Source organism: Bacillus sp. GMa5/1, assembly GCF_050172015.1.
Taxonomy (GTDB): Bacteria; Bacillota; Bacilli; order Bacillales; family Bacillaceae_G; genus Bacillus_A; species Bacillus_A cereus.
The window spans coordinates 1-24079 of sequence record NZ_JBNLYC010000019.1 but is presented as its reverse complement, the minus strand read 5'-3'; the positions used below and the strand labels follow the sequence as shown (position 1 = coordinate 24079).

The following is a 24079-nucleotide window of genomic DNA, read 5'->3' as shown; positions in this document are numbered from 1 at the left end:
GTTAAAATTTCACGTAATACAAATAATGGTATTTTGTCATAAGGTGGAGGGTTTTATGAGAGTGGACATGTATCATACGAAAGTATTGAAGGCGCTCGAATCAGAAGATTACATTTCAGTACGAAGAAGAGTGCTACGTCAATTAGTAGAATCGTTAATTTATGAGGGGATTATTACACCGGTTCGCATAGAAAAAGAAGAACAACTTCTTTTTCTAATACAAGGACTTGATGAAGAAGGCAAAAGTGTCACGTACAAATGCTATGGCAGGGAACGGGTGACATTTGGACGTATTTCGTTAGACTCATTAATAGTAAGAGTTCAAGATGAACAGCAAGAAATACAATCTGTCTCGCAATTTCTAGAAGAAGTTTTTCGGGTTACTAGTGTAGAACAAGCTAAATTAGATTCTTTTATACACGAATTAGAACAAACAATATTTAAAGACACGATTGCACAATATGAAAGAAATAATAAGAGAGAATATACTCAAAAATCTTACGATGAGTTTGAAAGCCATTTAATAGACGGCCATCCATATCATCCTAGTTATAAAGCACGTGTTGGATTTCAATATCGTGACAATTTTCAATATGGATATGAATTTATACAACCAATAAAACTCATATGGATTGCAGCGCATAAGAATTATGCGGCTGTAGGTTATGAGAATGAAGTGATGTATAACAACCTTTTAAAAGAGGAGATTGGCGATCGTAAATTAGAAGAGTTTATGGAGCGAATTCGTAATAAGGGATGTAATCCAAAAAAGTACGTGTTTATACCTGTTCACCCATGGCAGTGGGAGAATTTCATCATTTCAAATTATGGGGATCATATACAGGGTAATTTTATTATTTATTTAGGAACATCAGAGGACGATTATTGCGCGCAACAGTCAATGAGAACGTTAAGAAATAGTACGAGTCCAAAGAAACCGTACGTTAAATTATCGATGAATTTACTCAACACTTCAACACTCCGTACACTGAAACCATACTCTGTTGTGAGTGCACCAGCAATATCAAATTGGTTAAATGATGTTGTAAGTAATGACGCCTATTTAATGGATGAAGCACGTTTAATCTTGTTAAGTGAGTTTTCAAGTGTAACGTATGACACGAATAAGAAAGCTATATATGGTTCATTAGGATGTATTTGGCGCGAAAGCATTCATAAGTATTTAGATGCAAAAGAGGATGCAATTCCTTTTAATGGTTTATACGCTAAAGAGAAAGATGGTACACCAATTATTGATGCGTGGTTGAACAAATATGGAATGAAGGATTGGCTACAATTACTTATTCAAAAAGCGATAATACCAGTTATACATCTTGTAGTAGAGCATGGTATCGCACTGGAATCACATGGACAAAATATGATTCTAGTCCATAAAGAAGGGGTGCCTGTTCGTATTGCGTTAAAGGATTTTCATGAAGGGCTTGAGTTTTATCGTCCATATTTGAGAGAAGTTGACAAATGTCCCGACTTTACTAAAATGCATAAAACATATGCGAATGGAAAAATGAATGATTTCTTTGAAATGGATCGCATCGAATGTTTGCAAGAGATGGTGTTAGATGCACTATTCCTGTTTAATTTAGGAGAATTAGCATTCGTACTTGCGGATGAATATGGATTGAAAGAAGAACATTTTTGGATGATGGTTGTTGAAGAAATTGAAGATCATTTAAGAATATATCCACATTTGAAAGGTAGATTTGAAAATATTCAATTATATGCACCTACATTCTATGCTGAACAATTAACGAAACGTCGATTATATATGGATCTGGAATCGCTTGTTCATGAAGTTCCAAATCCATTGTATAGAGTAAGAAAACTTATGAAACAAAAATCAGTTGTTACAGGGGGAAATTATGCTAATCGTTAATAAACAAGAGTATAGCAAAAGTGATTTTGAATTGAGATTACAAGTTTATGAGGAAATGGAACAATTTAAAGAAGCAGAAGGAAATAGATTTGCACTTTGTCTGAAAGATCCATTCGATATTATTACGATTGTGTTTTTCTTAAAAGAAAAGAAATCATCAGTATTACTTATACATGAAGATACACCAAAAGAAACAGCTATTGAAATGGCAAAGCGTGCAAATTGTGTAGGAATTTTATATGGAGAATATGGCGATTTTACAAAATTAGAAGTAGGGAACTTTTTACTAGAAGAGCCTTCTTTATTGCAATATAGTTCTGGAACTACAGGGGAACCGAAACTAATTCGTAGAGCATGGACGGAAGTTGATACGGAAATTACCGCTTATAATGAAGCTTTAAACTGTGAAGTAGATGAAGTGCCAATCGTTATGGCTCCTGTTTCACATTCATACGGACTAATATGTGGTACTTTATCAGCAATTAAGAGGGGGAGCCAGCCTGTAATCATTACGAATAAAAATCCTAAATTCGCATTAAATATAGTTCGCAATACAGAAAAACATATTATATATGCAGTACCACTTATGTTACACATTATGGGGAGTTTTCCATTAGGGACGTTCCAGTTTCATAAAATTATGACATCAGGATCGCCTTTGCCAGAAGCACTATTTTATAAACTAAAAGAAATGACAACATATATGATGCAGCAATACGGTTGTTCTGAAGCAGGTTGTATTAGTATATGTCATGATATGAAGAGCCATTTAGATTTAGGAAACTCTCTACCTCATGTGAGTATAAGCATAGGTTCAGATGAAAATGCACCGGAAGAAATCGTCGTGAAAATGAATGATAAGGAAATCTTCACGAAAGATTTAGGGTATAAATCTGAGCGTGGCATTCATTTTATGGGGCGTATGGACGATGTAATTAATGTTTCGGGATTAAAAGTCTTTCCTATAGAGGTAGAAGAAACGATGCTTCGATTGGAAGGTGTTCAAGAGGCAATTGCATATCGAGGGAAACATCCTGTCATGGGCGAAATAGTTAAAGCGAAAGTGATCTCTCATGTTGATCCAGTACAAATAAGAGAATGGTGTATTCAGCACTTACCTTCTTATAAAGTTCCCCATGAAATTGAAAGTGTAAATGAAATTCCTAAAAATAAAACTGGAAAAGTAAGTAGAAAGTTACTAGAGATGGGAGAGGTTACAACATGAGACGGGAAGCGTTAAAGAATGCCGTGTTAAAAATTATGATTGAAAAAATGGAACTGAAAAATGTAACGCATTTAGAAGAAACGATGCGCTTAAATCAAGATTTATATATAGATTCGGTAATGATGTTACAGCTTATTGTATACATAGAAATGGATGTAAAGCTATGCGTTCCAGAGGATGAGGTAGATCCAAAGGCATTTCTTACTGTAGGATCTTTGCTTGATTTTATGGAGGAGTTACAAGAAGTAAATGTGAATAACTAACCTTTAGGAAAGTGGATGAGAGTATGACTTCAATTAAAGTGCACTGTTTAGTGAGTTGTTTTTGTGAAATTATAAAAAGGCGTAGCGACATTGATTTTCGTCCATTTTATTTTGGACTATGGGATGGAGATTTTGATATAACAGAAGGCGGAATTATTTCATATCACTCTGAAAACATTAACCATGATCATTATTTACTTTGGTTTGAAAAATTGTACGGTATTAAAGTAAACGAATGGTATGATCATGCAAAAGATAAAGATAGCAATGTAGAAACGTTTTTAGAATTAGTAGAAAACAAGCCGGGAAATCGTTATGTCATTGTAATGGTTGATATGTCTCTATTACCAGAGAGGGAAAATAAATTTCATCAAAAACCGTTTCCACATTATTTAATGATATCAAAAACAGAGAAAGAAGAAGAGTGGTTCATGCTAGATCCTGATTTTCGTTGGGAAGGAAATATGGAAAGAGAAAAAGTACTTCACTCTATTCAAGATAACCCATTTGGTGGAGGGTATTTCATTGATATAGAAGGAATTGGGGAGCCAACGCAAGAAACAGTAGCTAGTTATTTCACAGAAACATTCAAAAAGAACGACAATGAACTGACTATGGAGCTGAAAAATTTAATTGTAAAAATGGCAAATGAAGAAGAAGGATATGCGCTTTCTGGACTTGTAGCAGCAGTAAAACAAATACCAGTACTTGCAATTCGTAAATATAGTTATGAGCATGCCTTTGCATACTTCCATGAAACGTTGCAATATTCGGAGCAAGAATTTGATTATTGGTGTGATCGGGTAGAGGATATTGTACAAGGATTTACAAATGTACAGTATCGTGCAATTAAAATGGCAATGACGAATAATAAAGGTATGCTAGTATCGATTATTGAAAAACTGGATGAAATGAATGCAATTGAACTGCAAATTAAGAAGGAATTAGAGAGACAGTTTCTATCATGGAAAGGTATGAAAACAAATCAGTCTGTCGCAACTTTTTAATAAGCTAACTGAATTTAAGATAGGGGAGTTTAATGCTATGAAATATTCGCTATGTACCATTTCATTTCGTCATCAATTAATTTCATTTACTGATATTGTTCAATTTGCATATGAAAACGGTTTTGAAGGAATTGAATTGTGGGGGACTCATGCACAAAATTTGTATATACAAGAACGCGAAACGACAGAACGAGAATTGACTTTTCTAAAGGATAAAAACTTAGAAATTACGATGATAAGTGATTACTTAGATATATCATTATCAGCAGATTTTGAAAAAACGATAGAGAAAAGTGAACAACTTGTAGTACTAGCTAATTGGTTTAATACGAATAAAATTCGCACGTTTGCTGGGCAAAAAGGGAGCAAGGACTTCTCGGAACAAGAGAGAAAAGAGTATGTGAAGCGAATACGTAAGATTTGTGATGTGTTTGCTCAGCACAATATGTATGTGCTGTTAGAAACACATCCCAATACACTAACGGACACATTGCCTTCTACTATAGAACTATTAGAAGAAGTAAATCATCCGAATTTAAAAATAAATCTTGATTTTCTTCATATATGGGAGTCTGGCGCAGATCCAATAGACAGTTTCCATCGATTAAAGCCGTGGACACTACATTACCATTTTAAGAATATATCTTCAGCGGATTATTTGCATGTGTTTGAACCTAACAATGTATATGCTGCAGCAGGAAGTCGTATTGGTATGGTTCCGTTATTTGAAGGTATTGTAAATTATGATGAGATTATTCAGGAAGTGAGAGGTACGGATCTTTTTGCTTCCTTAGAATGGTTTGGACATAATGCAAAAGAGATATTAAAAGAAGAAATGAAAGTATTAATAAATAGAAAATTAGAAGTAGTAACTTCGTAATGTGAAATGATGTGAGAGTCTCGTTTTAGAGGCTCTTTTTTTATGGTAAAAAATAACCAAAAATTTCCATGTATTTTAATTTGAATTTAACACAATTTATATATAAATAAGGAGGTGATTGGTAATGGCTAGAAATCGTAATTCTAATCAATTAGCATCACATGGAGCACAAGCAGCTTTAGATCAAATGAAATATGAAATTGCACAAGAGTTTGGTGTACAACTTGGCGCTGATACTTCTTCACGTGCAAACGGTTCTGTAGGCGGTGAAATTACAAAACGCCTTGTAGCGATGGCAGAACAACAACTTGGTGGCGGATATACTCGCTAATTGTAGAAGGTTATAGGAGAAAGGAAGGATTCTTCCTTTCTTTTTTTTTCAATTAATTGGTATGGATATATTGTGAACTGGATTCAAAGAATAGGAATAATACTATAATTTCCCCAATTTCTTTTGTTGTGAATGGGAAGTAGTAAAGATGTAATAGCCCTGGTGGAATGAAAAGTTACGTTCCAGCGGGGCTATTATATGGTAAGAAATATATGATGAAAGGTTTCGAAGCCAACATGTTAAAAAAAGAAAACTGTTGTTTAATTGCGCTTGCATCAGTTCCACTTGTTATGACATTAGGGAATTCAATGCTCATCCCAATTCTGCCGACTATTGAAAAGAAATTACATATTTCATCGTTTCAAGTATCCATGATTATTACAATTTACTCTATCGTAGCCATTCTACTTATACCGATTGCTGGTTATTTATCAGATAGATGGGGACGAAAGATGGTAATGGTTCCGAGTTTGCTGATTGCAGCTATAGGAGGAGCGATAACTGGTTGGGTATCTTGGAAAGTTGATAATCCCTACAATTGGATATTGATTGGTAGAGCGATTCAAGGTATTGGTGCTGCTGGTGCAATGCCAGTTGTTATACCGTGTGTTGGTGATTTATACAAAGACGAAAAACAAGTTAGTACAGGTTTAGGAATCATAGAAACATCCAATACATTTGGGAAAGTGCTGAGCCCTATTTTAGGGTCTGCTCTTGCTGCCGTTGTATGGTTCTTACCATTTTGGGCGATTCCAATTTTATGCGTAGTATCAATTGTTTTATTACTTGTTCTAGTAAAGGCAAAGAAACAAGAAGGAGAAGTACCACCACTTAAAGAGTTTATAAAATCTATTCTGTCTACGTTTCGAGAAAAAGGAAGATGGTTAATTGCCATTTTTGCATTAGGTGCAATTATTATGCTTATTTTATTCGGAATTCTCTTTTATTTGTCGACTATACTGGAATCAAAGTATGACATTCATGGTATATGGAAAGGGTGTGTGCTTGCTATCCCGTTACTTGTACTGTCACTTAGTTCATATATGGCCGGTAAAAAAATTGGAGATAATCAAAATGTTATGAAGAAGTGTATCTATATTGGTTTTTTAATGGCAGCTGCATCAGTCATCATTCCTTTATTTATAAAAGGGATTTATTTACTACTTCTTTGTCTCGTTATTATGGGGATAGGGATTGGTATGGCACTCCCATGTTTAGATGCCCTCATTACACAAGGAATTGAAAAGGAGCAAAGGGGAACAGTTACGTCATTTTACAGTTCAATGCGATTTATCGGTGTAGCAGCTGGACCACCTTTATATTCTTTTTTCATGAAAGGGGCGGACCATGAAGTGTTTTATTTGACTAGTATTTTCGCTGCCATTGGTGCTGTCATAGCAATCATTTGGATTAAACCAGCAAAGGATGCAAAGGCGGTAAAACAGAAACCGGAACCTACTTCATAATTTGTAAGAGAATTGCATGATGTTTTGAGTAACATGCAATTCTCTTTCGTTCATTAAGAATAAATAACTTGTTTTAACATATAAAGTGCGACACCCCATATGATGAGACCAGAAAATTTATTTAATAATAAAATTGTCTTTCCGGTTGAGTCTAGTCTTTTTAGAAATTTCCCCGCTAAAGCTAAGCTTATAAACCAAATCCAAGAAACGATAATAGTTGCAAGTGTGAAAGCCCATTTTTCACTTCCTATGTATTGAATAGAATTTGTTCCAATTACACCGATTGTGTCTAAAATAGCATGTGGATTTAATAACGAAACTGATGCTGCGAAAAGGATTTGCTTTTTTAAGGGCATACTTTTTTCTTGTGTTACATCGTTGGAAGGGCTACTTCTCCAAATAACAAAGCCCATGTATAGGAGAAAGAAAAATCCAATTATATATAATGAGTTAGTTAGCCAAGAAAAAGTAAGGAGTACAAGGGAGACACCTTGCACTGCAATCAATATGAGTAACGTATCACATATAGAGGCAGTTAATACTACAGGGGCTGCCCTCCAAATGTTTGGTTGGCTCGCACCTTGGTTAAAGACAAAAACATTTTGTACACCTAATGGAATGATAAGTCCAAATGCAAGAATGATACCATGAATAATTGCTTCACTCATCATATTACCTCCTATTTTAATTCATTATGATAGTGTATATTGTATAGAAGAAATGAAAATTTGTATCCATCCATATGGTTGGGGAGGTTACCAACCAAAAAGAATATAAGGTGATATGATGGAAAGATTCGTTTGGAAACCGGATATGTCTCTAGCGACGCCGCTGTATAAACAAATAGAAACGTATATAAAAGAAAGGATCGTTAATGGAGAATGGACCGTTGGAACGAAATTACCTTCACAAAGAGATTTGGCCCATACATTTGGTGTGAATCGAAGCACAATTGTAATGGCTTTCGATGAACTAGTTGCGAAGGGATATATTGAAGGGAATGGCAGGAAAGGAACAATTGTTGTAAATAATAATGAGAATGTTTCAACTTACGCACCCCCGCCTAATTGGCAGTCTTATGTAGAAACAGGACTTCATTATCCGAATCTCCCAGCTATTCAAGAGATTAATCAAGCTGAATTTTATCCACATGTAATTCGGTTAGGAACAGGTGAGCTCGCGCCGAGTCTCTTACCTGAGAAAAAGATGAAAGAAATTATGAATAAGCTTTTAAAGTCAAATGTGACGCTTGGGTATGAAGAGCCGAAAGGAAATCTTTATTTAAGGGAAAAGATTTCCGAATACTTAAAGGAGCATGGCGTATATGTATCTCCTGACTCTATATTAATTGTTTCAGGAGCAATTCAAGCGCTGCAACTTATTTCTATGGGGCTTCTTTCGAAAGGGGCATCAATCTTATTAGAGAAACCATCCTATTTATATTCGCTTAATGTTTTTCAATCAGCAGGAGTACGTTTAATTGGAATCCCAATGGATGAAAGCGGGTTACATACATCATATATTAAGAAATATAAGAAGCAATTCAATGCCTCTATTTTATATACAATCCCGTCTTTTCATAATCCGACGAATCTTAGTATGAATACTAAGAAGCGAAAAGAAATAATGGAAGTATGTAATGAAATTGGATTACCTATTATAGAGGACGCAGTGTATCAAGACTTATGGTTTGATGCACCTAGTTCGAAACCTTTAAAAGCCTATGATAAAAATGGAATTGTACTACATATTGGAAGCATGTCCAAAGTAATTAGTCCAGGTTTAAGAATTGGATGGATTGTTGGACCCGAGCCAGTAATTCAAAGATTGTCAGACATAAAAATGCAAACAGATTATGGTTCAAGCACTATATCCCAGCAAATTGCAGCAGAGTGGTTTACAAATGGTCTATATGATGAGCATTTGCGATTTGTAAGAAGTGAATTGAAAAAACGAAGAGATTTTATGTTACTAATGTTAGATAAATATCTTCGTGAAATAGCAACTTGGCATGAACCAACAGGCGGGTTTTATATATGGGTACATATAAAAGTACCCATTTCATATCGCAGTTTATTTGATAAAGCTCTGCAAGAAAAGGTTTTATTAAACCCAGGTACTTTATATGATAGAAGTGCAAATCAATTTTTGCGCCTATCGTATTCATACGCAACGTTAGAAGAAATTGAAATAGGTATAAAAAAACTTGCACAACTAATGAAAAAGTAAGAGGAGAAAGCAATGAAACAATATGTAATTTGCCAAATAATCAATGGAGAAAAATATTTAGCTACTTATGCGGAAACGAAGCAAGAGGCGATTGAAAAAGCAGAACTGTTAGGATTAAGAACGGGAAATCGTTACATAGTTATAACTGCAGAAGAAGCCGAAGGCTTAACGTATCCTTAAACAATGTATGAGATTATATAGGAAGTAAATAAGTCTAGTAATATAAGAAATTACTAGGCTTATTTACTATTAAGTTGCTAAACGTTCTCGTATTTATACGCAAAGTAATAATATTATGAGTCAAGTTGACGAAAAAATCGATTTGTCTTTCGGTCTTGATTTCCTTTTCTATATTCATCAATATATTGCCTAAAGTTCCAAGCTTGTAAAAATTTATTAGCAGAGTTATAACCAGAATTGTAAAGCCAGTCTTTTTCTTCCTTCGTCAGTTCAAAATTAGTACTTGTAATCGTTCCTGTTGGAATTGTAATCGTTCTTGCTTTTGACTCCTTATCTAAATGACGTAAATCATGAGCTTGCATCATTGTTTTAAATAGTCCTTTGAACATGGAAATAGGCTCGTTATAGTGAGCAGGGTCAGCTTGAATCTCATCTTTTACAAAATGAAATCCGAAAGTCGGCCAGCGAGGAGCGGTAAGTGAATCGAAGATCCAAATTGGATAATTACTTAGAATTCCTCCGTCAACCATATAACAAGGCTGCTTCCATTTTGGAGTTCTCCATTTTACGGGTTCAAAGAAGAAGGGGATTGTACTACTCATTCTTACCGCTTTAGCGATAGAGAAGCGATAATTTAAAAATCCGTAGTTTGGTAAGTCGTCAGGAAAGACAACCATTTTACCATTACTAATATCAGAAGCGATGATTTTGAGTTTGTTTAGATCCGGTAAATCAGTAAATAAATGAACACCTTTTTTTCGAAGTAATTCTTCAATCCATTCTTCTATAAATACATTAGAGTATATACCTAGAGTAGTCCATGCACTTAGTCCTTTTCCGATAAAGGGGATTTTGTCAATAAAGGTTTTCTTCGTAAATTTGTTATAATCGATATCAGTTATAATGGTTTTTAGCTCTGAACAAGAATATCCTGCAGCTAAAAGTGCCGCGATAATTGCACCAGCTGATGTTCCAGCTACACGTTCCCATTCATAACCTTTTTCGGCTAACGCGCAAATTGCCCCAACATGCGCAATACCGCGCACGCCGCCTCCTTCAAAAACACCATCAATCTTCATTAAACATACTTCCTTTCAAATAAAAGATTTGGAAATGAAAAAAAGCACGTATTGTACGTGCTTTTTTACAATGGTTTTTAAGTTTACTAGCAGCCTACAAAGCCGCCCCAACAGCTAGCTCCGATGATGATTAGAAGGATGAATAAAACGATTAATAAAGCGAAACCTCCGTAACCACAACCACCACAGCTACCGCCGTAACCGTAACCGCCGCAACTATATCCGTAACCCATGTGGAATTCCTCCTTATATTAAAAATAAAAATGAACGAGGGGAAAATGTACTGGAAGAACTAAAGAACTATCGTGTTTGTAGGAACAATGTATAGTATGCTTTTTTAAACTTGTTCGCGTACGAAGGATAAGCCCGTTTTTGAAGGCTTGTTGATTTTGTAAAGAATGAAGTATAATCTTTGTACTATGATATAAATAAGTATGTAAATGTAAGGAGAATTTATGAATAAAAAAATTGAAGTATTAATTGATAAATATGAACTAACACACTTGAAAGAGGAACTTATTAATACTGTATTTCCTTGTATAAAAGTTGTGCCAAAGCAGCAGGAAACTGTTGCGATAGGTAGTTCGAAAATGGGAGGAGTTCCTGATTTACCAGCTTTATTTGAATATCCAAAGCATAAAGGAAATCCACTACAATTTATCGCGCAATTTAACTTAAGTGATTTACAAAACGTTGGTATGGATCACAATCTTCCTAAGACGGGGATGCTGTATTTCTTTTGCATTGAAAATTATTTTGAAGAAAATGTGAAGCTAACAGAGGGTGGGCGTGTACTTTATTATGATGTTCCTGTAGAGCAATTACGAAGAGGAAATGAAGTACAAGCGAAATATAACCAGTGTGCAATTACTTTTGAACTGACATACAAATTACCAGAACTTTTCATTGAAGATGAGGCTGATTCAGATCGTTTCTTGCAATTACTTGAAGAGCTAATTCCGGATAACTACGATAACCATCAAATGTTTGGTGAGCCATTCTCTGTACAAGAAGAAGTGTTATATGAGACGGGAGAATATATGGGAGTAGACCCGCAGCAAATGACTCTTTTATTCCAAATTGATTCAGATCATAAAAATTGTAATATGGTTTGGGGAGAACTAGGGATGCTATATTTCTGTATTAGTAATGAAGATTTGAAAAATCAACGTTTTGAAAATACATGCTGCGTATTACAAACATGCTAATGAAAAAAGGTTGTTCTTTTTAAAAGAACAACCTTTTTATGTGAATTAGTTAATATGCATAATCTCATATGACCTATACGAAAAAGTATTGTATACTCTGAAACTATACGATACTTTTTCGTATAGTTATAGAATATAAGGAGTGACAAGATGGGAAAGACAAGTAAGTATGTGACAGCTGCCGCACTTTGTTCAACTATAGTAATGGGAGGCTTACAAGCGTCATCTGTATCTTATGCAGCTACAAATCCGACTACAGTGACAGCACAATCAGATGTAAAGTTATTAGATGATTTCAGAAAAGAATTAAAAAAACAGATTGATAATCGAGAAGAAAATATTACAATCACATATAAAACAAAAGATAGAAATGCTAGAAATATTATGGATCAATTGTATGGTGAGTTTAATAAAATTGTAGATGCTGATGAGTATGTAAAATATAATGTAGCGTCTACTAGATATTCCATTAAAGGAATGCCAGGGGACTATACGTTTACACTGCAAGTAAAATACCGTGAATCAAAAGAACAAACTCAATATGTAAAAGCTCAGGCGAAATCAATTGTTGGATCAATTGTAAAACCAGGGATGGATGAGCATGAGAAAGTAAAAGCTATTCACGATTACGTTGTTAAGCATGTGTCTTATGATACGTCTTATCAAGCGTATACAGCATATGAAGCATTAGCGAATCGTTCTGCCGTTTGCCAAGGATATACATTATTGACGTATGAGTTGTTAAAAGAGGCAGGTATTCAAAATCATATTGTAACAGGCACAGGAAACGGACAAGCTCACGCGTGGAATTTAGTGAACATTGAAAACAAATGGTATCACCTAGATACTACATTTGATGATCCAGTACCAGATAAAGCAGGGCGTGCAACTTACTCATATTTTAATATGTCTGACGAACAGTTAAGTAAAGATCATGAATGGGATCGTAGCAAATATCCAGCGGCAACTACAAGTTATTTTGGTGAATTAACAAATAAAATAAAAGCTGGTAGCTCAAAAACTGTCGTATATGAGCAGATGTTAAAAGAAACAAATTTACAATACTTATCTGCAGAATACGGAGCAGAAAATTATAATGAATTTAAGCAAAAGTTGCAGCAAAAGTTTGCAGCCAAACCAGAAAAAGTAGAAGTACGATATAAGCAGTCCATGGATGGGACGATGCAAGATATAAAGAAAGTATTAAATGAAATAAATTGGCCAAAAGGTGCAAAGCGTGTGTCTTATCAAGTAGCGCCTTATAGTGCATTGGCGGGTTATTCATTAGCGACAATTACATTTACGTATTAAGCAATGAGAAAGAGCATCTGTAAAAGATGCTCTTTTTATATTTATCGATCACTTTAAAATTTTGGGAATTATGTGATAAAATAAAAAGGAGAGGATGTGAATGCTGAATGAACTTGTTCGAAAGTAATATTTTTACATTGATATATACTTGTTTAGTAATCGGACTTATCGTTTTGTTTTTCATATCATTTACTTTGTTTATTAGAAGAGTATTACAAAGCAGTGCTACAAAGAAACACCACGTGATTAATATGAACCAGAAGCTAGATCGAATCATTGAATTGCTTGAAAAAGATAAGAAATAGCGATAGAAGAGGTATGAAAAGGGGAAAGAGAATGGCCAATTATATAAAAGAATTACGTGAAAAAGTAGGACATGATTATGTTTTCTTAAACTTTGCCGGTGGTTGTGTATTTAATAAAGAAGGAGAAGTATTACTGCAAAAAAGAGGAGACTTTAACGCTTGGGGATTTCCAGGTGGTGCAATGGAGATAGGAGAATCAGCTGCGGAAACTGCAATCCGAGAAATAAAAGAAGAAACCGGGTATGATGTAGAAATAAATGAGCTTATTGGAGTGTATACAAAATATTTTCAATCATATCCAAATGGAGACAAGGCTCAGTCAATTGTGATGTTCTTTTCATTCTCGATAGTTGGAGGTGACAAAAAAGTAGATGGTGATGAAACGCTGGATTTGAAGTTTTTCCCGTTAGACGACATGCCACCGTTATTTTGTAAACAACATGAAGATTGCCTGCAAGATTTATTGGAGAAAAGAGTAGGGGTATATCGTTAACATATAAAAAAGAAGCTAAATGAAGATTAGCTTCTTTTTTATGTTTAATTTATTTCCACCAATCATCAAACATTGACGCTGGTACTTGTCTTTTATGCTCACTCACTGTGTAACGTTTTTCAATTTTCTCTGCAACGTCAGCTGGAACTGCTTTACCTTCTAAATAATCATCTAATTGATCATAAGTAATACCTAACTCTGTTTCATCAGCTTGACCTGGTTTTTCATCTAATAAATCAGCTGTTGGCATTTTTAAGTAAAGTCGCTCGTCTGCACCTAACTCTTGTAATAATGCACGTCCTTGGCGCTTCGTTAATCCCGTTAATGGTAATAAATCTGCACCACCATCTCCGAATTTTGTAAAGAACCCTGTTACAGCTTCTGCAGCGTGATCTGTTCCGATAACAAGTAGCCCTTTTTGTCCACCAATTGCATATTGAGTAACCATACGGATACGTGCTTTCACGTTACCTTTATTGAAATCTGTTAATGATTCACCCAATAAGTTTTCATATTGATTTGAAAAAGCATCAACAGTTGAAGCAATATCAAATGCAACAGATTGATCTGCTTGAATGAATTGTAATGCTAATTGTGCATCATCTTCATCTTTTTGTACTTTATAAGGAAGACGCACGGCGATAAACGTTGCATTACCACCTTCGTTACGAATTTCTTCAACTGCAAGTTGTGCTAAGCGTCCTGCTAATGTAGAGTCTTGTCCGCCGCTAATACCAAGTACAAATCCTTTTGCACCTGTTTTTTTTACATAATCCTTTAAGAAATCAACTCGTTTACGAATTTCAACTTTTGGATCAATTACAGGCTGAACATGTAATGCTTTCATAATCTGTTCTTGTAATGTCATTATGTTTCCTCCTATTCATATTAAAGCGGTAATTAAGTTTATATGTATAATGGTACATACTTCTATCCTTTATTATTTCGCAAAATTAACGAATATACAATAGGATGTGTGTATGAATATGAATGTAGTCATTATAAATAAAGTACTACGTATAAGCAATTTTTTTAAACCTTTCAAAAATGTAAGGTTTTTGTCATTTGAATCGATGGAAGGTATTTCCGCACTTTACTAATATAAAAACATAGATAGTAGAAGGGCGGAGAAGTAATATGAACATTAGAGAACTAGCATATCGGAATGTAACCCGAAATAGACGGACATACTCAGCCTATTTTTTGAGTAGTGCATTTGCAATTATGGCCTTTTTTGTGTATTCATTTTTTGCGTTTCATCCGGCATTAAGTGCAGGAGAATTAGGTCAGTACGTATTCGTAAGTATGTCTTTTGCACAGTCTATTATTTACTTATTTACATTCTTCTTTATTTTATATTCGATGGGAATGTTTTTAAAAACGAGAAAGCGTGAACTAGGAATTTTAATGATGTTAGGTATGACGAAATATCAATTAAAGCGTCTAATCTTTTTTGAAAATATTATGATTGGAATAGGGGCAATTATTTTTGGTATTCTTTCAGGTATGTTATTTTCAGGGGGATTACTATTTGTCGCTCCGATGATATTGAAACTAGATATCTCCTTATCCTATTACATACCGATGAAAGCAATTGTTGTAACGAGTATTATGTTTTTTATTTTATTTATGATCATATCATTGTTTAGTGCAGGAATGATTCGTAAAAATAAGATTATGAAGTTGTTTAGAGGATCAGCAGAGGCGAAACCGGAACCGAAAGCATCAATCATTTCTTCCATATTAGCAGTAGTATTGCTTAGTGCTGGCTATGTAGGAGCTCTTCTATCACATGGAGCAATGGTATTTATTATGATGATTCCTGTTACAACGGTAGTTATTATTGGGACGTATTTGTTGTACAAGCAGCTGAGTGTCTTTATTATTCGATTATGTAAAAAAAGTAAACGTTTCTATTGGACACAGACTAATATTATTACGTTATCAGATTTAGCGTATCGCATGAGAGATAACGCAAGAATGTTCTTTATTGTAACCATTATTTCTACTGTAGCATTTTCCGCAATAGGGACATTAGTTGGCTTCGCATCCATGACGAAAGGGATAATGGAGAGACCGATTTCGTTTCATTACCATTCTAAGCAAGGGAATAGTAACGAATCACAGCATATACAAATGATTGACAAAGGATTAAAGAAACATAGTATAGCAGCTTCAAAAACTAATATTTCGACAAAGAAAACGGAGGAACAGTCGTTAAGAAGCGCCATTTTTATAAAAGAATCAGACTATAAGAAATATGCAAAGTTAACAGAAGAACCATTTAATACTGTAGCAAATAAAGAAGTTGTATTTTTGTCAGCTAATATACCAGGGCCAACGATGAAAGAAAGAAAAGAAATTACTTTACCTAATATGAATGAAAATTTAAAAGTGAAAAAAGTTACTTCATCTTCATTGGGGAAAATATTAAGAGGAAATGTTTATGTAATCTCTAATAGTCAATATGATTCATTACAAGATGGGTTTATAGAGACAAAAGATTATATGTATAAAACTGAAAGAACGAAAGATGAGATTGAAATTGGTAAAGAGCTTACGCATCAAATTAAACCGTATCAAGAATATTCAACGTTTAGTGCGGAAGAGTACGAGCAAAACCAAAGTTTACAAATTGCAGGACCGATTTTATTTGTAGGTTTCTTTATTGGTATAGTATTTTTCGTTTGCGCAGGAAGTTTCCTTTACTTCCGTTTATTCTCCGATTTGGAGGATGATGTTCGTTTGTTCGAAATGATTCGTAAAGTTGGATTGACAAGTAGGGAATTATCGAAGGTAGTTACAATTCGATTGGCGCTTTTATTCTTCGTTCCAATTGGTGTTGCAACATTACATGGAGCAGTAGCCTTAACGGCGTTAGGGCAAATGTTTGAGTACTCATTGTTTAAAGAAAATACAGTTGTATTAAGTATTTTCATAGTTATTCAAGTTGTATACTTCTTACTTATAAGATCCCGTTATGTAAAACAATTGAAAGAGAGATTACGTATGCATTAAATGTGTTTTTTTAACTCGAGTACAAAATTTTCTAAAAAGAGGCAAGTATTGTCAAAAAGTGATAAAATGGAAAAAGCGAGGTGAAAAAATTAATAGAGAGTAAGGGGGGAGAAATATGAAAGCAACAGGAGTTATTCGAAAAGTAGACGAATTAGGACGAATTGTTATCCCTAAAGAATTACGCGATGTATTGGGAATACAAATCAAATCACCGCTTGAAATTTTTGTAGAAGCAGATAAAATCATTTTACAAAAATATCAACCTTACAATGCTTGCCAAATCACAGGTGATGTTTCAGGGCAGAATATTACATTAGCAAATGGAAATATTACAGTTGGCATAGAGGGAGCGGAATATTTAGTAAAAGAAATAGAAAAGTTTTTAAACAAGAGTGAGGTTTAGTCTTAATTTATATTATTTTTCAAATACATATCATTCTTTTAAAAGACTGTAAGAGGACCATTAATTGGTCCTCTTATTTTGGTTATTAGTTGAACGACTCGGGTTGTTACTTCCTACAAATCATAGGGAAAATAAAGAAGTATTATAGAGGTAGTAAATGATGTTGAGAAATATTTGAAAAGAAGGAAAACAAAAAGAATAAAACGAATGTTACATTTACACGTATTCAAAAGTGGTCTGAAATGAAAATAATACATTTTCAGGAGGGATTACGATGAGTAGTACAGTGAATAAACAAAAAGGTATACAATTGATTCCGTTTACCGTAAATAAGGTGGTAGAACAAGTAAATGAAATTCCACCAGGTGTACAACTGATTCACGCTCCGCAAGTATGGGAAAAGAGTATGAAGGGGCAAGATGTAGTCGTTGCCGTATTAGATACAGGGTGTGATACTAATCATATAGATTTAAAAGATCGTATTATCGGCGGAAGAAATTTCACAAAAGATTATGAAGCTGATCCAAATGTGTATCTTGATAATAACGGACATGGTACTCATGTTGCGGGAACGATTGCCGCGACTGAAAATGGTGTCGGTGTATTAGGAGTTGCACCACTTGCTAAAATGTTAGTATTAAAAGTTTTAGCGGGAGATGGTTCTGGAAGTTATGAGCAAATTATTGAGGCAATTCATTATGCTGTAAATTGGAGAGGGCCGAATCAAGAGAAAGTGAGAATTATTTCAATGTCACTTGGTGGTCCGCAAGATGTTCCAGAATTACATGAAGCAATTCAAAATGCGGTAAAGCAGGATGTTCTCGTTGTATGTGCTGCTGGAAATAATGGAGATTGCGATGATGAAACAGAGGAACTAGACTTTCCGGGTGCGTACTCCGAGGTAATTGAAGTTGGTGCCGTTAATTTAGAGCGGAAGATTGCATGTTTTAGTAATTCAAATCAAGAAATTGATCTAGTAGCGCCAGGTGATGAAATATTATCTACGTATCCAGAAGGAAAATATGCTGTGCTAAGTGGAACTTCCATGGCGACGCCGCATGTTGCTGGAGCGCTCGCCTTGCTCATTAAACAGTGTGAGAAAGAATACGGTCGAAAGTTATCGGAGCCGGAAATATATGCACAACTCATTAAAAGAACTGTACCTTTAGGGTACGAACGTACATCTGAAGGGAATGGATTAATAGATTTATTAAAAGAAGAGCCATATTAAAAAAACATCTCATATGAATATGAGATGTTTTTTTAATATGGCTCTGTCGCATGTAATACAACTTGTAATAAACCTGGGAATCTAGCATTTAAATCTTCTTCACGAATTGAAATGAAACGTTGTGTTCCTTCAAGGCGCGTGTACATAACACCTGACTCACGTAAAACTTTGAAATGGTGAGATAAAGTTGATTTTGCAACAGGGATGTTTAAAGCACCACAAGATTGTTCATTTTTCTCTAGTAACATATTTACAATTTGTAAACGAATTTGATCGCTAAGTGCATATAAGACAGAAGAAAATTGAATTTCTTCTCGATTTGGATGATAGAGTGTACGCATATTTCACCTACTTGTATAAGTTAAGATATTTGCACTATAACATATAAAGTGGTATATTTCTATTGTTCGAATATATTCGAACAATAGAAATATAGGGGGAGAAAAAATGAAGTATATAAAATTGCAAAAGGCAGGATTAAATATTTCAAAGTTGGGTTTAGGTACAAATGCAGTAGGGGGACATAATTTATATGCTGATGTGAATGAAGAAGAAGGAAAGCGATTAGTAGAAGAAGCTATTCAGCAAGGGATTACATTTTTTGATACAGCAGATTCATATGGTTTCGGTAGATCGGAGGAATTAGTAGGAGAAGTATTAAAGGGAAAACGTCATGAGTTTATACTTGCTACAAAAGGTGGAATTCAACCGTTGTTAAATGGAGAAACTTATATTAACAATGAACCAAGTTATTTAAGGAATGCTGTGGAAAATAGCTTAAGAAGATTACAGACTGAATATATTGATTTATATTATTTACACTTTACAAATCCTGAAACAAGTTACATAGATTCAATCGGGGAGCTTACTCATTTAAAAGAAGAAGGGAAAATTCGTTCAATTGGAATATCGAACGTAAACATAGAACAATTAAAAGAGGCGAATCAACATGGTCATATAGATGTTGTACAATCTCCATACAATATGTTAGAACGTACAGCTGAGGAAGAACTGTTGCCGTATTGTATAGAAGCGGGTATTTCATTTATTCCATATGGGCCTCTTGCTTTTGGAATATTAGGCGGAAAATATACAGAATATTTTAAATTAAATGAAGTCGATTGGCGTCAAAATGTAAATCTATTTGAAGAAAATACATATAAGAGTAATTTTAAGAAAGTGAATAAGTTAAAAGGGCTAGCTAAAGAAAATGATATTGAAGTGTCTCATTTAGCGTTAGCATGGTTATTAAATAAAGAAGGGATTGATACTGTTATACCTGGTGGAAAGCGGGCAGAGCAGGTAAGAGAAAGTGTGAAAGCGGTAGATGTTGCATTGAATGAAAGAGTCATGAAAGAAATCCAATCTATTTTAGAAGATTAGTTAAACAGAGGGAGAGTACCCTCTGTTTATATAAGGAGAAGGTCTAAATGAACAGAGTACTAGCTGTATTTTTTATGATAATGTTTATGATCGGTACAGATACTTTCTTAATTTCACCACTGTTGCCGACATTACAACAGGTGTATCATGTTTCAACTGAGTTGTCAGGATGGATGGTGAGTTCGTATGCTTTAGGGTATGCTGGATTTGCGCTTGTGGCTGGTCCTATATCAGATGGATTAAACAGAAAAAAAGTGATGGTACTAGGTATGAGTTTTTTTGCAATAAGTACGTTTTTTTGTGGAATTGCACCGAGTTTTTTATGGATGCTAACATTTAGATTTTTAGCAGGTGTAAGTGCAGCTTTTGTATCTCCACAAGTGTGGGCATCTATTCCGCTCCTTATAGAGAAGAAGCAAATTGTGAAAGCAATTGGGGTTGCAACAGCAGGGTTATCAATCTCTCAAATTTTAGGGCTGCCACTGGGAGCTTATTTAGCAACGATACATTATACAATTCCATTCTATTTCATTGGTATATTATCAGCACTACTTGTCATTCTTATTTATGTTGTATTACCAGAAATACAGTCGGTTCATATAGGTGGAAATAAAAAAGCGATTTTACAGCGTTATAAACAATTACTTACAGATTCAAAGGTTTCACTTTCTTATTTTGCATACTTTGTTTTTCAAACCGGAAATTTTGCTGCATTTTCATTTTTTGGTGTATGGCTTTCCATTCAATTTGGCTTACAAGTTCATGAAGTAGGTACAGCTATGCTCGTATTAGGATTAGGAAATTTAATTGGTAATATTTTTGGTCCTAGAATCGTAAATAAAATTGGTTATAACCTTTCTTTCTATGGTGGAATTATATTTACAGCAGTGCTATATGTATTACTTCCTCATGTAAAGAACATTGTATTGGTGGAGTTATTGTTCTTTGCTTTATTTTTTGTGACAGGAATTTTGTTTGTATTAATGATGAGGCACTTACAAAACATGTCTAGTGTAGCAAGAGGAACAGGAGCCGCGCTTGCAAATGCTTCTATGTACATTGGTCAAATGATTGGTGCGGCAATAGCTGGAATGTTATTTGCAATATCTCACAATTTTATACTTATAGGTAGTTTTACTGCGTTACTATATATAGGAGCTTTATTTTTGTTTAGAAAAAGTGAAAAAATTACTGAAAATAGTGAAACAGGAATTGCATCATAAAGCTTGTATAAATATTTCGCAAATCAGAATTAATAAGAGTGTGAATACATGAATGTGCTTTTAATTAAAGTGGTTACTAAAAGTATAGAAATAGTAGAAGAAATGTATTGTAACAAAGTTATGAGGAATCAAAAAATAAAAATCCCTATAAAGATAGGGATTTATATATCGGCATATAGTTCCTTGGAAAAGGATATACTTAGTTTAACATATAGGAGTACTTATAATTGTGAAATAGATGTGAAAGTAATGTGAAAAGTATTGTAATAAAAAGCACTGTTTTAGCTAATGTAGCTAAAACAGTGCTTTTCTCTTTGATTGAACAGTTGCAGCATTTTCATCATGTATACCTGCATCTTTTATAATTCGTTGTTTTGCTTTATTTAATAGATGGTTTACTGCTTCGCCAAAATAGTTAGCTTCGCTTTTTGTGCGGGCTTCTCGTAAACATTTATAGTTTTCTAGCAGTTCCTCTTTTTCGGAGTTTGTTAAGAAATCTTCTATTTTCTTTTTTGTCATACGAAACACCCTTTCTCCTGACAAACGACGCAATAGAAAATATTTATTTCTCATTATAACAATAATTTTAAAAGAAAGTATACACTAACGTCGCAATAATTTGTCAATTTCTTGAATCTTCTCATCAGCTTTCCCAATTTGCGTATTTTTAGCCTGTTCGCCACCAAGAGCTTGATGTAGTAAAAAAGTTTGACCGGAAATAGCAGTTACAATGGATACTTTTATAATTTCTTTTATTGCGGTGACATCGAATAAAACGAGCCCAAGAAGTGCGGCTAGGCTACCAGTAAAAATATCAGTTAAAAATCCAAAATGAAAAAATGTTTTCAAACGGCGTGGAAGCAATAACTTACCTTGGTTATTGATTAGATGGGAAACGAAGCCGGTAATGCCACCAACGAGAACAGCGGTTAGCCATTGATACATCTCCATCGAATCCACTCCTTTTAGTGAATAAGATTCGATTATTTTATATTGATTCCTTTTAATATTTCATATAAGCATATTGAGAAAGTTTGTTTGGGTATAATTTGTATTCAAATTAATTGTAACAGAAAATTTAGATATATTTCAGTCTATTATATGAATCATTTTTACAATAATATGAATGCAGAAAGGGGTGCGTGATATGAATATAGATTATCGAATAAGAAGTGTAGATGGTTATACAAAAAAAATAGGGGAATTAGTAAGCCTGCTTGAGCATACGAGAGCTGTAACATTAGGCGAAGTAAAAAATTTATCAGTTGAGCAATTAGATTTAATTATGCAAAGCAGCGGAAATTCAATTGGCGCCTTATTAAAGCATAAAGCAGCTATTGAAAAAGTTCATCAGCTTATTTCATTTCAAGATCATGACTTTACAAAAGAAGAATTAGAAATATGGGAAGATGCACTGTATTTAGGGGAAGCGGGTAGAGCAATCCGTGGTCATGAAATACAATATTATGTACAACTTCTACAAAGTGTTCGAGAAGAATCTCTGAAGTATTTAAGTGAACAAGGTGATGAGTGGCTCATGTTAGAAAGAAAGTGGCCTAACTATGGTTTCATGTGCTAGAAGATGAAATTAGTCATCGAGGACAAATTAGAATGCTCAAAAACAAGTTATTTGAAAATTACGTAAAATAATGTAGCTTTTTATAGGAGAATTCCATATAATGAGAATAATTAAAATAAGAACGGGGTGATGTATTATGGCGAAAATAACTTATATGAATAATCAACCAAATACAAAGGTGGATGGAAAGGGCGATATTATATAAGGTAATTCGCAATCCTTCCACTTAGTACAAACTAGGGAGGATATTTATTTGAATCAAAATATTTTAGAATCTTTCGGCTGGGATTCATTTTTTGAAGAACAAGTTACAGAGAAAAATTATGAAGTAGGTCGTATTTTACTTGAGCATAAGCATATATATCGCATTATTTGTAATGATGGTGAATATATGGCAGAACTGTCTGGGAAGTTTCGGCATGAAGCGATTACGAAAGGCGATTATCCAGCAGTTGGTGATTGGGTGTATATAAAGAAAATAGAAGATGAAAAGAAAGCGATTATTCATCGTATTTTCCAGCGAAGAAGCTCTTTCTCAAGACAAGAGGCTGGAACAAGAACAGAAGAACAGATTATAGCAGCAAATGTAGATTATTTATTTTTAGTGAATGCACTTAATCATGATTTTAATGTTAGAAGGATGGAACGTTATTTATTATTAGCGTATGAAAGCGGCGCTATGCCAGTTATTGTTTTAACAAAGAGTAGTATATGTAATGATGTGGAAGAGAAAATTGTAGAAACGGAAGCTATAGCAATTGGTGTTCCTATTTTCGTTGTTGATAGTTTAGAGCATACAGGTATAGATTCGTTGAAACAATTCGTTTCTTCAGGGAAAACAATTGCTTTAGTTGGATCATCAGGGGTAGGAAAGTCAACTTTGTTAAATGCTCTAATAGGAATTGATGTAGCAAAAACGGGAGATATACGTGAAGAGGATAGTAGGGGGAGGCATACGACAACGCATCGAGAATTATTCCAATTGCCTAGTGGCGCTCTCGTGATTGATACGCCTGGCATGAGGGAATTGCAACTTTGGGAAGGCAGCGAAGCGATTCAAACAGCATTCTCTGATATTGAAGAACTTGCGACAACATGTCGTTTCCGTGATTGTAAGCATGAGAATGAACCAGGATGCGCGGTGTATAGTGCAATTGAAAACGGACTTATTACGATAGATCGTTTGAAAAGCTATAAAAAATTACAAAGAGAACTGGCGTATTTTATGAGGAAACAAGATGCAATCCTTGCCAGAGCAGAGCGTGATAAATGGAAGAAAATTTCTAAACAACATAAAAAAATGTAAAAACCAAAGGGGCCCCTTTGGTTTTTTCTATTTGTAAATTTTATAATAATATTATTCATATATAT

The 24079-nt window shown here is 34.3% G+C and carries 27 protein-coding genes and 1 pseudogene; 21 read left to right on the top strand and 7 right to left on the bottom strand.

What is annotated here, in order from left to right:
- The first annotated feature begins 55 nt into the window (after nt 1-55).
- From ACQGSG_RS07475 to ACQGSG_RS07445, 7 genes are all read left to right on the top strand, one after another.
- A complete protein-coding gene (locus ACQGSG_RS07475) occupies nt 56-1894 on the top strand; it encodes an IucA/IucC family protein (RefSeq protein ID WP_325842654.1) in 1839 nt (612 codons plus the stop codon).
- Complete coding sequence (locus tag ACQGSG_RS07470) at nt 1881-3119, top strand: AMP-binding protein (RefSeq protein WP_325842653.1); 1239 nt, start codon at nt 1881-1883, stop codon at nt 3117-3119. The genes ACQGSG_RS07475 and ACQGSG_RS07470 overlap by 14 nt, the downstream gene beginning before the upstream one ends.
- Complete coding sequence (gene asbD, locus ACQGSG_RS07465; RefSeq protein WP_086409199.1) at nt 3116-3382, top strand: petrobactin biosynthesis protein AsbD; 267 nt, start codon at nt 3116-3118, stop codon at nt 3380-3382. The genes ACQGSG_RS07470 and asbD overlap by 4 nt, the downstream gene beginning before the upstream one ends.
- A 23-nt stretch (nt 3383-3405) precedes the next feature.
- Complete coding sequence (locus tag ACQGSG_RS07460) at nt 3406-4389, top strand: DUF6005 family protein (protein WP_141527173.1); 984 nt, start codon at nt 3406-3408, stop codon at nt 4387-4389.
- Between the two features lie 37 nt (nt 4390-4426).
- Nucleotides 4427-5269, top strand: coding sequence for a sugar phosphate isomerase/epimerase family protein (locus ACQGSG_RS07455; protein WP_000877670.1), 843 nt, complete (start codon nt 4427-4429; stop codon nt 5267-5269).
- Nucleotides 5270-5393: 124 nt separating this feature from the next.
- Complete coding sequence (locus ACQGSG_RS07450; protein ID WP_000113545.1) at nt 5394-5600, top strand: alpha/beta-type small acid-soluble spore protein; 207 nt, start codon at nt 5394-5396, stop codon at nt 5598-5600.
- A gap of 236 nt (nt 5601-5836) precedes the next feature.
- On the top strand, nt 5837-7066 hold the full coding sequence (locus ACQGSG_RS07445; protein WP_033667350.1) for an MFS transporter: 1230 nt from the start codon (nt 5837-5839) through the stop codon (nt 7064-7066).
- 53 nt (nt 7067-7119) lie between these two features.
- Here the strand turns inward: ACQGSG_RS07445 and ACQGSG_RS07440 are convergent, their stop codons facing one another.
- Nucleotides 7120-7734, bottom strand: coding sequence for a LysE/ArgO family amino acid transporter (locus tag ACQGSG_RS07440; protein ID WP_001287305.1), 615 nt, complete (start codon nt 7732-7734; stop codon nt 7120-7122).
- A 118-nt stretch (nt 7735-7852) separates the two neighbouring features.
- On the opposite strand from ACQGSG_RS07440, the gene ACQGSG_RS07435 reads away from it, so the two are divergent.
- Nucleotides 7853-9295 (top strand): PLP-dependent aminotransferase family protein, encoded by a 1443-nt coding sequence (locus ACQGSG_RS07435; protein ID WP_000439398.1) that lies wholly within the window; start codon nt 7853-7855, stop codon nt 9293-9295.
- Between the two features lie 12 nt (nt 9296-9307).
- Nucleotides 9308-9475, top strand: a complete 168-nt coding sequence (locus ACQGSG_RS07430) for a DUF3933 family protein (RefSeq protein WP_000816384.1) — start codon at nt 9308-9310, stop codon at nt 9473-9475.
- A 113-nt stretch (nt 9476-9588) separates the two neighbouring features.
- Here the strand turns inward: ACQGSG_RS07430 and ACQGSG_RS07425 are convergent, their stop codons facing one another.
- On the bottom strand, nt 9589-10554 hold the full coding sequence (locus ACQGSG_RS07425) for a patatin-like phospholipase family protein (RefSeq protein ID WP_098395611.1): 966 nt from the start codon (nt 10552-10554) through the stop codon (nt 9589-9591).
- 86 nt (nt 10555-10640) lie between these two features.
- Nucleotides 10641-10787 (bottom strand): YjcZ family sporulation protein, encoded by a 147-nt coding sequence (locus tag ACQGSG_RS07420; RefSeq protein WP_000540425.1) that lies wholly within the window; start codon nt 10785-10787, stop codon nt 10641-10643.
- A 222-nt stretch (nt 10788-11009) separates the two neighbouring features.
- Here ACQGSG_RS07420 and ACQGSG_RS07415 point away from each other — a divergent pair, with 222 nt between their 5' ends.
- From ACQGSG_RS07415 to ACQGSG_RS07400, 4 genes are all read left to right on the top strand, one after another.
- Nucleotides 11010-11762 carry a YwqG family protein gene (locus tag ACQGSG_RS07415; protein ID WP_001034837.1) on the top strand — a complete coding sequence of 251 codons (753 nt, stop codon included), beginning with the start codon at nt 11010-11012 and terminating at the stop codon, nt 11760-11762.
- 150 nt (nt 11763-11912) lie between these two features.
- Nucleotides 11913-13073 carry a transglutaminase domain-containing protein gene (locus ACQGSG_RS07410; RefSeq protein WP_000520857.1) on the top strand — a complete coding sequence of 387 codons (1161 nt, stop codon included), beginning with the start codon at nt 11913-11915 and terminating at the stop codon, nt 13071-13073.
- 107 nt (nt 13074-13180) lie between these two features.
- Nucleotides 13181-13378, top strand: a complete 198-nt coding sequence (locus tag ACQGSG_RS07405) for a DUF4083 domain-containing protein (protein WP_098327471.1) — start codon at nt 13181-13183, stop codon at nt 13376-13378.
- A gap of 31 nt (nt 13379-13409) precedes the next feature.
- Nucleotides 13410-13871, top strand: coding sequence for an NUDIX hydrolase (locus ACQGSG_RS07400; protein ID WP_000024999.1), 462 nt, complete (start codon nt 13410-13412; stop codon nt 13869-13871).
- 49 nt (nt 13872-13920) lie between these two features.
- On the opposite strand, the gene nadE is transcribed toward ACQGSG_RS07400, so the two are convergent.
- The gene (nadE, locus tag ACQGSG_RS07395; protein WP_000174901.1) at nt 13921-14739 is read right to left on the bottom strand and encodes an ammonia-dependent NAD(+) synthetase; all 819 of its coding nucleotides are present in this window, start codon (nt 14737-14739) and stop codon (nt 13921-13923) included.
- 269 nt (nt 14740-15008) lie between these two features.
- On the opposite strand from nadE, the gene ACQGSG_RS07390 reads away from it, so the two are divergent.
- The 3 genes from ACQGSG_RS07390 to ACQGSG_RS07380 all read left to right on the top strand — a co-directional run bounded on the left by ACQGSG_RS07390 (nt 15009) and on the right by ACQGSG_RS07380 (nt 18523).
- Nucleotides 15009-16889, top strand: coding sequence for an FtsX-like permease family protein (locus ACQGSG_RS07390; protein WP_001025977.1), 1881 nt, complete (start codon nt 15009-15011; stop codon nt 16887-16889).
- Between the two features lie 115 nt (nt 16890-17004).
- Entirely contained in the window at nt 17005-17292 is a 288-nt protein-coding gene (locus ACQGSG_RS07385; RefSeq protein ID WP_000648325.1) for an AbrB/MazE/SpoVT family DNA-binding domain-containing protein, read from the top strand.
- A 274-nt stretch (nt 17293-17566) separates the two neighbouring features.
- Nucleotides 17567-18523: a serine protease gene (locus ACQGSG_RS07380; protein ID WP_325832660.1), complete on the top strand. Its 957-nt coding sequence runs from the start codon at nt 17567-17569 to the stop codon at nt 18521-18523.
- Nucleotides 18524-18555: 32 nt separating this feature from the next.
- Here ACQGSG_RS07380 and ACQGSG_RS07375 read toward each other — a convergent pair whose 3' ends face one another.
- Nucleotides 18556-18864 carry an ArsR/SmtB family transcription factor gene (locus ACQGSG_RS07375; RefSeq protein WP_001259906.1) on the bottom strand — a complete coding sequence of 103 codons (309 nt, stop codon included), beginning with the start codon at nt 18862-18864 and terminating at the stop codon, nt 18556-18558.
- 106 nt (nt 18865-18970) lie between these two features.
- On the opposite strand from ACQGSG_RS07375, the gene ACQGSG_RS07370 reads away from it, so the two are divergent.
- The 3 genes from ACQGSG_RS07370 to ACQGSG_RS07360 are packed head-to-tail and all read left to right on the top strand — an operon-like array spanning nt 18971 to nt 21384.
- A complete protein-coding gene (locus ACQGSG_RS07370) occupies nt 18971-19906 on the top strand; it encodes an aldo/keto reductase (protein WP_065704325.1) in 936 nt (311 codons plus the stop codon).
- A gap of 47 nt (nt 19907-19953) precedes the next feature.
- On the top strand, nt 19954-21129 hold the full coding sequence (locus ACQGSG_RS07365) for an MFS transporter (protein WP_001082497.1): 1176 nt from the start codon (nt 19954-19956) through the stop codon (nt 21127-21129).
- Between the two features lie 48 nt (nt 21130-21177).
- Complete coding sequence (locus tag ACQGSG_RS07360) at nt 21178-21384, top strand: hypothetical protein (RefSeq protein WP_001101742.1); 207 nt, start codon at nt 21178-21180, stop codon at nt 21382-21384.
- 39 nt (nt 21385-21423) lie between these two features.
- Here ACQGSG_RS07360 and ACQGSG_RS07355 read toward each other — a convergent pair whose 3' ends face one another.
- Nucleotides 21424-21648, bottom strand: a complete 225-nt coding sequence (locus tag ACQGSG_RS07355; protein WP_000162602.1) for a hypothetical protein — start codon at nt 21646-21648, stop codon at nt 21424-21426.
- An 84-nt stretch (nt 21649-21732) separates the two neighbouring features.
- Nucleotides 21733-22080, bottom strand: a complete 348-nt coding sequence (locus ACQGSG_RS07350) for a DUF4257 domain-containing protein (RefSeq protein WP_000426317.1) — start codon at nt 22078-22080, stop codon at nt 21733-21735.
- Nucleotides 22081-22276: 196 nt separating this feature from the next.
- Here ACQGSG_RS07350 and ACQGSG_RS07345 point away from each other — a divergent pair.
- Both ACQGSG_RS07345 and rsgA read left to right on the top strand, forming a co-directional pair.
- A pseudogene (locus ACQGSG_RS07345) lies at nt 22277-22779 on the top strand (DinB family protein).
- Between the two features lie 182 nt (nt 22780-22961).
- Nucleotides 22962-24014, top strand: coding sequence for a ribosome small subunit-dependent GTPase A (rsgA, locus tag ACQGSG_RS07340; RefSeq protein WP_001073075.1), 1053 nt, complete (start codon nt 22962-22964; stop codon nt 24012-24014).
- Nucleotides 24015-24079: the final 65 nt, after the last annotated feature.